We start from the raw sequence: 13,824 nt of genomic DNA on the forward strand, positions 1-13,824 counted from the left end.
TACCGCTCATATCTTCTCCTTGTGCCCGATATTATGGCTCAGGAGTGTCTACGATAGTCGTGGCGATTCAGAATTTTGAGGGAACTAGTCTATAAAGGGCGCTATTCAGCAGCGCCCATTACCAGACTTTTTATTGGCCGACACTGCAGCAGCTGTACACAAATAAAAAAATTTGCCACAAGCGCCTCTGTAGAATCAAGAGCTTACGAGCGTCGCTTCGTAACCGGACTGGTATAAAAGTTTGCCACAAAACCGCGCTTTGGCATCAAAGTGCAACTTTGCACGATAAAAAAGTTTGCCACAAAACTTAAGGTAGAGGGCTAGCGTTTTTCGGACACGCTAGCCCGTCTGCAGCACGTCGTGCAAATGCTGGCATACGCAAATATAACATCGCCGCGACACGGGACCAGTAAGCCACTATGATGGGTTCATTCGGACGCAAGTGGTATCGGCCATGACGCAACCTCTGCCCTTTTTTCCAGCTTCGTTGCCCGACGAAACCTTGGCTTCGCGGGTGTCGCGTTTTCACATACTTCGCGGCAATTCTACCGACCAACTCACCTTCAAGGAGCTATTCGGTTGCAGTCAGATGGCTATCGGCCTGGTCGTACCTGCTAATCTTGATGTGCTTGCCAGCCGCTTGCCAGGGCTGCCGCTGGAGAATATCGGGCATCTCGTTAAGACAAACACACTTTTTCCATTGTTCCGCCCATTTCTAGGGCGCGCCCATCGTTCCACGCCCTTCCTTGACGACGGTACCCTAGGTGTGGAGCTGAGCCGAATCCCCCGTCACGTCGTCGGTACCGTCAACGACGCCAGACTGTGCTTAGCCTGCCTGCATGAAGACCAAGCTGTCGGGCCGTGCGCCTATTGGCATCGCGCCCATCAGATACCTGGTGTCGCATCCTGTTGGCGACATCGGACAAGCTTGATCACCAAGTGTCCGAAATGTTCGCATCCCTTTCAACTGAGGAACAAGTTGTTGACGATTCCTTGGCTACCCTGTGAAGGCTGCGACTCCGATTTGTCTAGGCTGACGATATCGGCATCTGCGACGGAGGTAGAACATCGCTACGCTCTATACGCTTACCAAATGCTGTGCGAAAACATACCAGCGATTCTGCCTTCACAACTCGTCTCCATTTACCGGAAAACAGTCCGCGATCGCGGCTATGTCCGCAAATCCCTGGTAGGCATGAAGGAGTTTGAGGCCGCCCTGATAGCCAGCTTGGGCGAAGATTTTATCCGTACCATCGATACGGCATACTCTGCAAAGCGCACGCGCTTTTGGCTACGATTCTACGATAGCGCGGCAGGCGACATGCCAATCACGCGTCATCTGCTGCTTGGCATGTATCTGTTCGGGTCGGCCGAGCGGTTTCGGGCCGTGATCGCCTCGATCTCCGTAGAACCGGTGAGTGCTGCTGGGAATTCGTCGAGCGCACGAAATGCTTCCACGATTCGCGACGAGCATCGTCAGATTGTACTGGCCGAGCTTAGACGAGCGCCAATGCTGTCGTTGGAGGAGCTTTGGCGGCGCAGGCGACGCACCACAAAATGGCTTTATGAACACGATAGAGCATGGCTGCAGAAGATGTTCTTGGGTACTCGCCCAAAGGCAGACAAATGTGGAAACGAGGCCGCAGATGCCGAGCGCATAAAAACGGATCGCGTCTATGCCGAGCTTGTCGATCGCCACTCTCACAAATTGTTTTATGCGGCTGGGAAACCTGAGCGCGTTACGATGGAGCGCCTATTGACGGCGCTTCCACATAATCTTGCAGGCACACAGCGGCACAAGGAACGCTTTCCGCTTCTCTTTGCCCGGATCACGCAATGCAAGGAGACTGCGTGGTGTTTTCGCGCACGACGCATTCTTTGGGCCGCTACCGAACTGCGTCGACTGGAGATGAAAAGTACACTGGGTCACGTGACCGTAACCTCAACCGTCGCCTGGCATGCTGTACGTGCAATTATTGATTTTTGTGGTTGGGATCTCGACACGCTTGGGGACACTAAACTTTCTCCTGCTGAGGAGCTCGCACGTATTGGTATCGGTCGCTCATGGCAAGGGCCAGCCGACATACCGCACAGCGGTATGAGTGGCCGCAGCTATCAACGTCGGCGTGCAGCAGGCACGGCGCAACCCACGATCGACGGTTAATTCGTAGGAGACAAGAACGATCACTTAAGTCGGGCCGTTGTTCTTAAGCTATTTGACGGTCACCAATCTCTCATCAATGCCCGTTTCACCTCGGCCGTTGAGCGGATCGCTGCCAAACGTAGCAAACGCCAGCGCTGCAGCGGCTGGAGCCCTTCGATCAGTTGGCATGTTGCCCATTGGAGCCGGCGATGCCGGAACTCCTCTGCCGACTCGCTACAGTGCTCCAGCATTGCATGCGTCTGCGGCAGCAAATCGCTGGCGCGCTCGATCGTATCGGCCTCACCTGTTGCTCGCAACAGCGCGGTACGGCTGGCTCGTCGTGGTCGACCTGGTGCTCGCAGAATGTTCAGGCATGCTGCATAGATGGCCTTCGCCAGCTTCGTGTCACGCGTCACCCAATCTACACAAGCCCGCCTGTCGACTTTGGCACCAGTGCGCCGTGAGTCAACGAACGACGCAAGCCACTCTCTATCGTTGCGCCATAACCAAGCATAGTCGCGACAACGTTTGACAGGAGTTTCTGCTGCCTCAGCAAGAAAGCCCTCCCTGCGAACTAATCGAAGCGCGACCAATCTCTGCTGTTGCCGCTCATCCTCCACTGCCGGGTGCATGCGCAGCATTCGATATACGGAGGGAAGCGACAACGCATGGGCTGTGGCGACTTCAGCAACGGGCGTACCAGTCCGCAGGTCGGCGACAACTGCCTGTTCCAGGCTAGCGGTAATCCGCTTGGGGCGCACACTAATGGCCAGGCACTGTCGGCCAGCCTCCACGCGAACAGTGGTGGTCGAAACACCGAGTAGCGCTGCACACATACGCAAGGAGTTGCCCTCGACAGCGACAAGTTGGTGAAGGTGTGCACCGTCAACAGGCTGCCGATGTGGTCGCACTGCCGGCACGCGGGACGATATCGTCGTCGACTTGATATGGTCGAGGCAGTCGGTCAGAATTAAATGCTTTAGCGGATGCGATGACGTTCCGCGCGGCTTGCGCAGGAGCTTGAGTGCCCATCCCGGCGCGCCGTCAGCATGCGCAAAAGCAAATTCCCCTTCGGTCGGCAATGTGGCCATATAATCGGCGAGCGCGGCCGTAATCGATTCAATCCGGATCCGGCCGGTGCGGTCCAGTAGACCTGCGGTCTCGGCTCGTGCGCGATAAGATTCACGGTATGCAGCCCCGGCGCTAGTGCCTCCACTACGCAAAGCATGTTCGCTCAGCTGAGCCAGACGTGCCAGCGACGCCTCATGCACTGTTTGGACGTTAATCGGGCGTGAGGCATCGACCGTTACATTATCGGGCAGCAGTAAGCACTGCCGCATGAGAAGCACGTTTTCATGCTGGAGTTCAGCAAGTGCACACCCATGCAACGGGCAAAACCATACGCCGGGCAATTGGTGCACGCGATGCCAATAGGCCAAGCCCCGCTCATCGGTGTCGCGTTGTCGGCATCGCTCACAAAAGCGAAGACGATTGCGCCCGCCAAGTCGGCTGGCCAGCAAACCCAACAGCATTTTGAGCCCACTGGCAGTGGAACCGGCCATAGCACGTCGCGCGGAGATGACCTGCCGGTCGGACAGATAGGGTGAGAAATATGGAAAAAGCGTCATTTCGTCAATCAACCGATCCGTCGTCCAGACCATGCCTGGTATTACATTCGCCAGCGCTTGCAATCCGCTGGGCAGATCGGACATGACCACACGCCCTGGATGGCCGAACAACTCACGCAGGGACTGCTGTTGACTGATATGGCCCGACAGACGATGGTATCGCGCGAGCAGGCTATACAGCGACTCATCAGGAAATACGGGCGGAAAAAACGCCAACATCGGCTACTCCTCATGCCCCCGGTATGTAGGTACGAATTCGAACGGATCATCGAGCAGCCACCTAGCGTCCCGCAGGACCTGTAAGGGTTGCTCGTGTCCAGCGATAGTTGCGGCAAGACTCGCGACCGTCCTCCCCTCCGTTATCGTTGTCGGCCGCGCCACAGGCTCTGGTGTTGGTCGCTGTGCAGATTGCCCAGCCTGGGACTGTGCGAGTGAGAGCAGCTCTAGTCGAGCGTGGCTTCCCTGGGGATTCGCGGCCATCATTTCGGCCAGCTGTAGATCCGTTGGCAGCAGATCGTCAAACTTGCGCATCTTTTCCGGGTCATGGCTGCGCAGTGCCGCCAGTGCCGGCTGCAGCAACTTCATTTTTGTATGCGCGACATGCTGAAATACACGCTCACTGAGTACCTCCGTACCGGACTGAATCGCATAGCGCTGCCCAAGTATCATTAGCTTGGTCAGAAAGTCGGTGATGCCCTGCGTGAGGTCATACAGAGTGGCCTTCAGTTCGGCCGTTAGCGGAGCAATGGTATTCACCCACTGATAACGCCAGACTGCCTTCAGTAGAAGCTCCCATGAGTAGTCGTCTGGCATCGGCTGCTTGAAGTCAAAGATGCCCAAACCCGACGCCCGCCGGGCATTACGCATCACGTGCGAGAATAGCTCGAGCATCGAATTGGTGCCGATAAAAACAACCGGTATACCGATACTGTTGATGAGGTTGACGAAGAAGTTCAGCATGTTGTCCTTGCCACCAGTCTTCGCCGCGCGCAGGTGCTGGACCTCATCGATGAATAGCGCGCCTATAAAGTACGTGCTGGCCACCTGCTCCATCCGCTGGATCAGTTCCTGAATGCCGCCCTTACCTCGATAACGTTTGGCGTAGCGTTCTTCACCGGTCGCATCATCGACGGCGCGGAAGAAAGTGTGGCAAAGGCCCGACAGCGAACCGTCAAATGGACATTCCAGCTTCAGCCAGACGATTTGCGTGTGGATGAACTCATGCTGCCCGTAACGTTGATGTGTAATGACTTGGGGATAAAGCCGCAATACGGCATTGAGTGCCGTCGTCTTGCCGATGCCGCTCAAGCCGACCAGGCTGAAGGTAGAAGCGGTGGAGTTGAACTGCAGGGCTGGACCATGCTTCATCGACAGCGAATGCAAATGCCGCCAAGTTTCGGCTTCGACCGGATTACGGCCGACATACCCGTTACGCAATACCGAAGCGATCGCGTTTTCGAGGTCCAGGTAAATAGGAAATGGCTGAACCAGATGCGCGAGTCGGTTCAGGCAATGCAACCGAACCTCTTTCGGTTGGCTTCGCTCCTCGGTTGGCTCAGGCGGAAACATCGTCAGTTGTTCCGCAGCTTGCGCTTCGCTCAGGATGAGCGGCATTGCTTCAATCAGCGGGTTACCGCTGTATTCAGGTACCGGAGATGGCTGATATTGAGCCGGAAGAGGGCGTCGTCTCATAGCTTTTTCTCACCCGGATGCAGCCGCCTTAATATATCGATGACTTCTGCACTGCGTTCGCCGGCATAATCCTGCGCAGTCGTATCATGAGGAGAACTCTCCGGTGGTTGCATTGTCGGCGGCATTGGCCTGCCTTCCGCATGAGGTGCCCGCTGTTCGGTGAGGACGCGTTCAGACAAGCGTTCGAGGGAACGATGTTGGCGCATCGCTTTTTTTTCTTTCGGACGGGCCGGGCCCGCGATATTCTTTTCTGCCATCGCCGTGTCCAAGGTGCTCTGGATGAAGTCGTCCAGCTGCACCCGGCTTGTCAATGTCCGGTGCTCGATATCGTCGGAGCGCGCGCGCGTCATCGCTAGCATGTCCTGAACCTCTTCGAGCCGCCGATCGCGGTACCGCCGTTCCGACTGCCGCAGAGGGCAGCGAATAAACGATTTATCCGCGCCCTGAATCCATACGTGTTCAACGGTGACGGGCTCGTACCAGACGTCAACTGGCGCACGACCATGCAGACGTGCCCTCGCAAGGCTGTGGCCGTTCGGATCGGCTGGATTGGTGTAGATCATGCCGTTAAAGTGGATCCCGTCAGCCCTCACGGTTCCTCGGTCGCGAGGCAACAGATGCAAATAGACCGCGTCGCGCGACTGGATATTCGGCTGCCCCATCCCTTGTGCCATTCCCCAGTTCCATACATTAATGGGCGTTGGGTCAAGCGCATCAGCGATCATGGCAGCGCTCAAGCGTGCGAGATCACGACTATGCTGGTTATAGTGCAGCACGCTGGCCAGAACGATGCTGGTAAACTCCTCGATATTCAATGCGGCATCCAGCGTGTAGTCACGATCGCCGCGCTCCTTAATCCGAGATCGCACGGCGCCGGGCGACCAATGGATCTGCGTGAGCTGATTCAGAATACGGAAGTGGCTCTCGACGATGCCTTTCCAGTCCGGCCTGAACGGTGGCATGATCGCCAGATTGATGCCCAGCCCTGTCACGATTCCCTCGGCTGCTTTACCGAGCATCTCGCCGCGGTCTGCAACGAGTTCGTGCGGCAGATGGACGCACGGCCAATCCTCGGTCGTGATCGTGATGCCATGAGCAGCGCAGTATGCAACTTTGTCGCTGAACGCATTGAACAAGGCGTGCCGCGCACCGTTCCAGCTCGGCCCTTCCAGCCCGACGAATACGCCCGCGATCATCCGTGAAAAAACATCGATCACAACATAGACGACCGGCCGGCCGATCAGCCACGCTCGGTTGAAGCGGCTGACAAGGTAGATGTCGCCGATCGTCGCGTCAACCTCGTACCGATGACATGGACCGTGGATCCGCTCGTCGGCACGCCCTAGAAGCGGACGATGTTTCAATGCCCACCCTCGTTCGTTACTGCGGCCACGCAACACGCTGATGTCGTCGAAAGCCTTCTTGCCCCAGTAGGAGAATTGAACAAGGGTAGGCAGCTCGTACAGCGGCTTCAAACGCACAGCATCGTCCGCCGCATCTGCTACAGGCAGTTCGGCGCGATAGAACCGGTTCAGTGTTTTGACGTAGGCATCTTGGATCGATTTAACTTTATTGTCTCGATACAGCGCATACCCTGTACGGATGGCCTGCTTGTCGGCCTCACTGAGCAGCTTAGCGCCGGTCTGCTCAACCTTGTGACGGCGTGGACGCCCGCGCGGCGTATTCTGTGCATACTGCTTGGGCTTTCCGCTACCACCCGAGTTTTCATAGGCAGGTAAAAATGCATTCGGTGTCATCCCATAGCACCAGTAGCGATACAGCAAACGATAGAGCGACTTGCGATCCATCCCAATCGCGGCAGCATGGCCTGCGACCATTGCCCCCAAGGCACCAGGCTGGTGGATCTGCCCTGCTTGGTCACCGTCGGTAATGGCCTTTATTCGCCCCCAGTTGCGGTCACGAATCCCACGTTCACGCTCGGTCAAGTCGCCTTCGGGTCTCAGCATGTATGAGGGCAGCCGCACAACAACCGTGCGAAGATGACCTTTTTCGATGGATGACTCGACTTCGCTGGCGCGCATATGCCATGGCTGTCGTAATGGCGAGGCCAGCGAAAACAGCGTCACCAGATCCTGCGACCGATCGATCCAAAGTACTCTCGCAGGTCCGTCGAACGGCGCAATGCCGTCCACGGATTCTAGTACGCAGTTTGCCGTGAACATCATGCCACCTGAGTCAGCTCGGTGTGATGATGGCTTACGCCAAGCACCTGCATGGAAGGACATGCCGAGCGAAGTTCAATGCGTGTGTTGACGAGGTCAAGTTTGATCACCTTTGTCCACACCAGTTGCGCGAAAAGTGCCACGCCGGCCGAGTAAGCAAGCCGGCTCGCATTGGCCGCCGAGCGCAGCACGGATGCCAAAGTACGCTCGGGATCAGCAGCGGCATCGATCACTTCGAGGAAACGTTGCAGCGTGTCGATGTCGGCAGCGCCTCGTTCGCCTTTCACTGACTTGCGCACCCAGTCCAGGTTATCGGTCAACGTCGGCGTGACGGTTTTCTCTGTCACCAGCTTCCAATCCGGCACTCCTTGCGAAAGCCAGATCGCCTTCTCGAGTTCCAGCTTCTCGATCACGCGGGGACCATGGACCGGATCAGCCAGCTCTTGCTCGTATTTGCAGGTCCGCACGACCAAGCTTCGCTGCCCATTACGCTCAATCGTGACGAGAAAATCGGACGTTATCACGTAGTGCAGTTTCGTCGATGCGTACATCGGATAACGAATGCCCAGATCGATAGCGATCTTGCGGGCGTTCTCGGTAGGGAAGATTGGGTACTGCTCACGGATGTCGACGACTTCATCCGAAAATTCAAGCAATAGAAAATATCCGTACTCGAGATCGGAAAGCGTATGGTGCAGCCGTTGGGCTTTCAGGCCCCAGGTTTTGCGCGATCGACCGCGCGAGGGCACGTCCTGAACACGTATCCACGGAAGATACGAGCATGCCTCGCCTTGCCCAAAGCCTTGTTTCACATAGTGATCAATATCGGCCTGCGTTCTGAACCGTCGTCCTCTCATCGCAACCTCACCGGGCAAAGACGATGACAACTTATTCTCTGCGTCTTAGACCGTGCAAGTCAAATGATGTTTGATAGCCTTATCTTTTGAGTCGGAGCGACCGGTTACAAAAGGACGACTTGCCGCCCGGTTCGGACGTGTGCAAACATGGTGACATCATGGACCAGCAGACCATTACACAACGATTACGGACATGGATTGAGGAGACGCCGACAAGAATCTTCCTGCGCCGCGACTTCGCACATTTAGGAAGCGCTCGTCAGTTGAGCCGCGCCTTGACAGTGCTGCAAGATGAAGAATTTCTTGCACGCGCCGGCCATGGTCTCTACCTGCGTCCGGATGTGATGTCATTGGAGGCCGCAGTGGGCGCTGTACGTGAGCGGCTCGGGCGCCGTGCTAAACGCCTTGTTACGATTTCCGGCGTAACTGTTGCCTTAGGCGAAACGAGTGCTCGGCTAAACCAGCAAACTCTGCTAGATGCGAAGAAGCTCGCCTCTGCCATGCGTGTCGTCCAATGCTGCACGGTCGACCAGATTCGACGCAAGAGCCTAGCGAACATCGAGCGGTGGAACTCTAAGGGGACATGGGTATCGGCGCACGACGAATGGCGCGTGCTAATGGAGCACGGAACCGATCAGGAAATCATCGCTGTAATGACAGGAACCGATGAGCGGTGTAACCGGCTGCGTCAGTCTCCGCCCTACGTAGGTCTAGTAGAACCTGTCAGCATTAATAAAGTCATGCACAGGGGCGCACCCTGAAACACTCTCATCCGTTGAGGCAGCGCCCTTTAACAGGGTGGGTCCGCGTCGCCGTGCACGGCACCTTGAGATGTTTTCTGACGTTGGAAATCTAGCGCTTGATGAAAGTACCGCCGATAGCCCATGCTAGAGGCCTCGCTCCCGTAGTGCTAGCGCCCTTCAATCAATATCACTAAGAACGCTGTTGTGGTGGACGGTGCCGATTTCCACGGGCGCCATGCCCGACAGGCGAGCAAAAATCACCCGATCGGCGGTTCTGAACGTAGAATTGCAATCTTAATACACGTCGACCAGAATGAAACGCGACCAGCATACCCCTGACTTGTTCAATGACCTGAATGGATGGCGCCGGATCGGCGTCGTGCTAGTAGTCGGCTGGCTGCTGGCGGTGAGCGCTCTGCTCTTTCGGGCACCCGACCTATCGGCGGAACTGCTCCCTGGCCTGGCCGAGCCGGTTATAGGCACCCTCTCCATTCCAGCGCCCGAGCTAAAGGAACAACTGGAAGCGGCCAAGGTAAAAAAACTTGGCCGTGCATTAATGCCTTGGGAAATGGAATGGTCGCCGACGCGCGAGGTACCGGCCCAAGTCGGCGTCGAGATTCCGCTAGTGACGCGCTGGCTGTTGCTGCTCGCCGTACCGTTCCTGGCGTGGCAAGGCATCGAGCTGCTCGTGCGCCTGGTGCTGTGGGTGCGCGCCGGCTTCGCGGGCGCGTTTGGGCGCTAGGCGCCCGGTGTAGCAGCGCATCTAATCCACTTCACATTCGATGCGCTGCCGCTGGGCGGCGCATAGCGTAAGAAACTCGGGATGGGCGGCCACCAGCAAGTTTTCCAGCGCATCCTACCCTTTCTTAGCGACGCCGCCATCTTGAGATTTTCTAATTTCGCCTCCCTAAAACGCGGCAGTATAGTCATCAGTTTACGTCGCTCGTTAAGTGACTAGAGCATTCGCTAAACGAAACCAAAATTTAACTAGGATGTTTTAAGATCGTTGATAGATCTGCATGAAATGGGTAATCGTCTAGCGCCGCTTCAATCAATGACTGTTGTGTAATTGAACCTCCTCCGCCCATCGCCAGGAGCCGACAAGCGGCGAACCAGTTCGACCGTCCTGTCCCGCTCAATCTTAAGCGCGAAATGTCACCGCCGGCACGAATCCAGATATCTTGGTCCGTGGGCCCAAGTGGATAAAGTTTTGAGAGAATTTTATCGAGGCTTCGTGGAGAGATTGGGATTTCATAACCCATTTTCAGCGCTTTTGTGCCGCCGCACCGGAGTGCGATTGGGAAATTGCTTTCTAAATCTGTCGCTTTGAAAACAGGATGCTGCAGACCTGGGACGTCCTGAGCGACATGCTCTGCAACGTAGTTAAAGACATCGAAAACGCGGATTAGGCCGTCCCTAAGCCCATCAACTTTGCCTTGCAGGGCGTCTAATAGCTTTCCAGTGAACACGCTGTTGCGGGAGTTGCCTAGAACGCGTGACTTTTCCGTAGACCGCGAGGACGCCATAATAACTCTCCCTGCACCATCGGCCAGCCGCTGCAACGATTTATCATCAAAACCATAGTCCATATCACTCGCCAACTCACCTTTTAAAGTGCTGGTGCCGCCTGCGTGACATGCATCGATGAAAACAACTAATCGCCTTGATTTGATTCGAGAGAGTGCTAGCGATAGTTCGGATTCTGGCAAAGTCGTCCCAGAGAGATCGCTAAACCGTGTGTCGTACGCGACCAGTGCACTTGTCTGTTCTGTTTCCTGGACAAAACGCGTGCCGTGCCCTGAGAAAAATATTAGTACCGTGTCGTCTGCGACGGAATTTATAGCCAAATCCGCAAGGGCGTTCCGAATTGCTGCCAGGGTAGCTTGGCTATCGAGAAGGAGGTGAACGTTTGCAGGTGGAAGCCCACAGTATTCGCTCGCCCGGAAAACAGATGCGATGTCACGTGCATCATTGATCACAGCTTCTGGCAATTTATTTACTTCAGCGTAGTTCGCCAAGCCAATGACTAGAGCACGTCCATGTTGAAATTGCACCGTTAGGATTCTTTCAGATTAGATTTCGAATGTTGCAACACTATGCATTAAATTCAGCATCTGCAGCAAGGGAATTTAGCTTGGGATTTGCAGGGTAGTCGATCAGCATTTCCCGTAATAAGTTCGATGCACTAGGTAGCTTTCCCCGCCTCGTTCGCGACAACGCATCATGCCATCGGTAACGACCATTCCCGCCCCATGACAGGTCCGCGTCTTTGCCGCCAGCTCGCTCCCAGATCGCATCTTGCTCAGGTCCCGCGGGATAGAGCTCTGCAGCGAGATCCTCAAATGCATTCCACTTTTCTTGTGGAGTAACTTCGGATAGGCCGTACCAAAATCGATCGCTAAAACCGACCAATCTTATGCAGGCACGCAATGCTGGTCTGACGTCATGCCTAAACGAACGCAGCAGACGCATTAGGTCGTCTGCCACATGTTGCCATCCTCTATCCGCAACGAGCTGCCCTAAGGCCTCCGCCTCGGCAGGAGGTATTGCCCGTATATGATTAGATGCCTCGTGCCACCATTGAAGAAACCGTTTTTCAGGAAAGGTGCTTAGCGAGGCGGCGAGCCGGGTTGCATCGCCAACCGAAGTCTCTGCAGACTTTCTTAAAAAAGACTCTAACTTATGGTCTGCAAGTATCGCGTCGCATAATTCACGCTCTACATTGTATTGCGAGACTCCAGCTTCGAACGTACTGAACCACGCCGATGCTGTCTTTTTCAACAAACAGTCTCTCGTGGGATTCCCAAGTGCGGACCAAAGCTCAGGCCGTCTTGCAAACGTACTTAACTCGCCGACGGAAGTTCGCGATAGATGAGCGATCAAACCTGGTGGGATTGGAATGCCATCTAAAAAGTCGTCGAGCACCCGATTAAACGCCTCCCGGGGTGATGACGGGCCCCTCCAAGAATCGATATTTTTATCCAGCGCAATTGCCCAAATTGCCCGAATAACTTTTCCCGTCATCTCAAATTTAGCAAGCAATTGAGGCTTTTTTGCTACCGTGTCGCCGGCAACAGCCGTCACCCGGTCATCATCAACCTCTACCGCGATCGTAATAATTTCGTGAACCTGCGCCTTTCGAAGCGCAAGCGCAACGCCATCATTGGAAAATGAAGGTTCTTTCTGTACTTGAAGCTTAACTGCCTCAAGCGCAGGAAAGAGTGAAGCAACGGTGGCTCCGTGCAACTTGTATAAGCTGTGCTTTAACGCGTATGTCATGACCACTGGTCCGGCATTTTGGTCAAGATGGTCTGGACAAGCGTCGACTAAAAATGGCTCAAACACCTTGTTGACGGCAAGATGTTCCCACAAAGGATGCACCAGAGCCGGAGCAATAGACGCCCAGCGCCACATTGCAGTAGCGAATTCCTTTTTATTCTGGCCTGCGCTATCAACAAGCCCAGATAGAACCTGATGCCTCCATTTTTCGGACGCATTCGTTTCCGATAAAGAACTGCCGACAAGTTCTACAAATTGCGAATCGCTACTGGCCGTCAAAGGCAGCAGGCTTACACGTAGGCGGACCGCTGCCCACACCGCATCGTCTTGCGCAAATGCTGACAGCTCGAGATTTCGCAATTGAAGTATGTCACTTGGGCTTGCCGTCTCAAGTTGCAAAATAAAGTGATCAAGAAGGCGTCTCTTTCCCAAAACACCCACAACCGAATTTTTCGAAAGACGCTCTGTTAAACGAATCGCCGTAAGTGTGTGTCCAATCGGACCTGGTTCCAGAACCGCAAAACGATAAGCCTGCTCTAAAAGACTCAAGTCGGCAATATTGGCAATCTCCGCACCAATTTGCTCTGCATACTCCCGCAGTAAAAGGCCGCCCCGCTCGCCACTAAGCATTTTTGCCGCAGTTGTGACAGCGCTATTAGCGAAGTGTTCGCTCAAACGATATCCCTGCCATCGACCAATCAGGCTTCTCGGCGTGCAGACCAAGGTCGGCCTCGGCTCTTCAACGAGGTCACCCGGACCGAAACTCAAGCGGAAGCTAAAACCTCTCCGCATTTCTGGCGTCAAGTTCCGCCAAAGAGAGGCAATCAACAAGTCAAATCCCTCGTGGCCGGGCCGTATTACAGGTCCTTGAGCAGTGCGAGAGACAAGTGCAGAAGCGATTAATGTCAATTCTGGCACGGCCGGAAAATCCGAGCCGTCCGGAGGTTCGATAGTGATCGCGGAAATTCCGGAAGGAGCTTCCGACTTCGTGATTAACGCTGAAAAGACCGTTCGTAGGTCGTCAGTCTCGGTGACAAGGTCGAGTGGCAGTATCAGTGCATGGGTCAATACCATCCCTGCGCGTGTTGCACGAGGATCACGGAAGGTACGTGAGATTACATATTTATCACGGTAAGAAAAGCCGGATACAAAAGGAGACCAATCAGCACCTGGCGGTGAAGTATCGGGCAAATCCATGCGCGAAGCAAGCGCGATCGCCAGCGTTCGCTCACCACTTGCGGCAACCAAGCCGTGACCACCATTTACCTCGCCAAAAACCGCTTGATCAACAATCATTGG

Annotated in this window: 9 protein-coding genes; 3 read left to right on the forward strand and 6 right to left on the reverse strand. The window is 55.2% G+C overall.

The genetic code is table 11. From position 1 onward, the window contains the following. Positions 1-454 precede the first annotated feature (454 nt). Positions 455-2,164 carry a TnsD family Tn7-like transposition protein gene (locus tag ACFPAH_RS01425; RefSeq protein WP_379739508.1) on the forward strand — a complete coding sequence of 570 codons (1,710 nt, stop codon included), beginning with the start codon at positions 455-457 and terminating at the stop codon, positions 2,162-2,164. Between the two features lie 59 nt (positions 2,165-2,223). On the opposite strand, the gene ACFPAH_RS01430 is transcribed toward ACFPAH_RS01425, so the two are convergent. The 4 genes from ACFPAH_RS01430 to ACFPAH_RS01445 are packed head-to-tail and all read right to left on the reverse strand — an operon-like array spanning position 2,224 to position 8,533. Beyond that, the gene (locus ACFPAH_RS01430) at positions 2,224-3,990 is read right to left on the reverse strand and encodes a TnsD family Tn7-like transposition protein (protein ID WP_379739511.1); all 1,767 of its coding nucleotides are present in this window, start codon (positions 3,988-3,990) and stop codon (positions 2,224-2,226) included. Positions 3,991-3,993: 3 nt separating this feature from the next. Next, positions 3,994-5,463 (reverse strand): ATP-binding protein, encoded by a 1,470-nt coding sequence (locus tag ACFPAH_RS01435; RefSeq protein WP_379739514.1) that lies wholly within the window; start codon positions 5,461-5,463, stop codon positions 3,994-3,996. Continuing rightward, positions 5,460-7,616 carry a Mu transposase C-terminal domain-containing protein gene (locus ACFPAH_RS01440; protein ID WP_379739517.1) on the reverse strand — a complete coding sequence of 719 codons (2,157 nt, stop codon included), beginning with the start codon at positions 7,614-7,616 and terminating at the stop codon, positions 5,460-5,462. The genes ACFPAH_RS01435 and ACFPAH_RS01440 overlap by 4 nt, the downstream gene beginning before the upstream one ends. A gap of 29 nt (positions 7,617-7,645) precedes the next feature. Beyond that, positions 7,646-8,533: a TnsA endonuclease N-terminal domain-containing protein gene (locus tag ACFPAH_RS01445; protein WP_379739520.1), complete on the reverse strand. Its 888-nt coding sequence runs from the start codon at positions 8,531-8,533 to the stop codon at positions 7,646-7,648. A 128-nt stretch (positions 8,534-8,661) separates the two neighbouring features. Between ACFPAH_RS01445 and ACFPAH_RS01450 the strand changes: the two genes are divergently transcribed. Both ACFPAH_RS01450 and ACFPAH_RS01455 read left to right on the forward strand, forming a co-directional pair. Further along, the gene (locus ACFPAH_RS01450; RefSeq protein ID WP_379739523.1) at positions 8,662-9,264 is read left to right on the forward strand and encodes a hypothetical protein; all 603 of its coding nucleotides are present in this window, start codon (positions 8,662-8,664) and stop codon (positions 9,262-9,264) included. Positions 9,265-9,559: 295 nt separating this feature from the next. Continuing rightward, positions 9,560-9,988, forward strand: coding sequence for a hypothetical protein (locus tag ACFPAH_RS01455; RefSeq protein ID WP_379739526.1), 429 nt, complete (start codon positions 9,560-9,562; stop codon positions 9,986-9,988). Positions 9,989-10,229: 241 nt separating this feature from the next. On the opposite strand, the gene ACFPAH_RS01460 is transcribed toward ACFPAH_RS01455, so the two are convergent. Together ACFPAH_RS01460 and ACFPAH_RS01465 are read right to left on the reverse strand one after the other, a co-directional pair. Beyond that, on the reverse strand, positions 10,230-11,300 hold the full coding sequence (locus ACFPAH_RS01460; RefSeq protein WP_379739529.1) for a caspase family protein: 1,071 nt from the start codon (positions 11,298-11,300) through the stop codon (positions 10,230-10,232). Positions 11,301-11,340: 40 nt separating this feature from the next. After that, positions 11,341-13,821, reverse strand: a complete 2,481-nt coding sequence (locus ACFPAH_RS01465; protein WP_379739532.1) for an effector-associated domain EAD1-containing protein — start codon at positions 13,819-13,821, stop codon at positions 11,341-11,343. Between the last annotated feature and the right edge of the window lie 3 nt (positions 13,822-13,824).

Source organism: Massilia sp. GCM10023247 (genome assembly GCF_042653325.1).
Classification (GTDB): Bacteria; Pseudomonadota; Gammaproteobacteria; order Burkholderiales; family Burkholderiaceae_D; genus Telluria.